Annotated in this window: 1 protein-coding gene and 1 pseudogene; one reads left to right on the plus strand and one right to left on the minus strand. The window is 64.0% G+C overall.

The window, feature by feature from the left end; translation table 11 throughout:
- Positions 1-266, plus strand: a 266-nt coding sequence (locus AC1DU6_RS34660) for an MFS transporter (RefSeq protein ID WP_477863044.1), incomplete at its 5' end; no start/stop codon positions are given.
- Positions 267-275: 9 nt separating this feature from the next.
- Here AC1DU6_RS34660 and purH read toward each other — a convergent pair.
- Positions 276-619 (minus strand): annotated as a pseudogene (purH, locus tag AC1DU6_RS34665) (bifunctional phosphoribosylaminoimidazolecarboxamide formyltransferase/IMP cyclohydrolase); the annotation flags it as partial.

The raw sequence follows: 619 nt of genomic DNA on the forward strand, positions 1-619 counted from the left end.
ATCTCCTGCTTGGTTGCCTGATCGGCATGGCTGGCGGCCCGCTACAGGCGGCATCGCGTACGCTGTTGATCCGGTTGGCACCGCAGGATCGCATCGCGCAGTTCTTCGGCCTGTTCGCACTGACCGGAAAGGTGACGTCCTTCATGGGGCCGCTGCTGATCGGCCTTGTCACCGCGGTCACCGCCAGCCAGAAGGCTGGCATGGCGGTGCTGGTGCTGTTCTTTGTCGGAGGTCTCGGCCTGCTCGCGCGGGTGCGAGAAGCCTGAGCCTCGGCCTCAGTGCTTGAAGTGGCGGACGCCGGTGAACACCATGGCGATGCCGGCATCATCAGCCGCCTTGATCACTTCATCGTCGCGCACCGAACCGCCGGGCTGGATCACCGCGGTGGCTCCGGCCTCGATGGCAACGAGCAAGCCGTCCGCGAACGGGAAGAACGCGTCTGACGCGACCACCGATCCCTTGGTCATTGGCTGTGCGAGCTTCATCTCGATCGCCGCATCCTGCGCCTTGCGCGCTGCGATGCGCGCGGAATCAATGCGGCTCATCTGGCCGGCGCCGATACCGACAGTGGCAAGGTCCTTGGCATAGACAATGGTGTTCGACTTGATGTGCTTTGCTT

This window comes from Roseateles sp. P5_B10, from assembly GCF_056400485.1.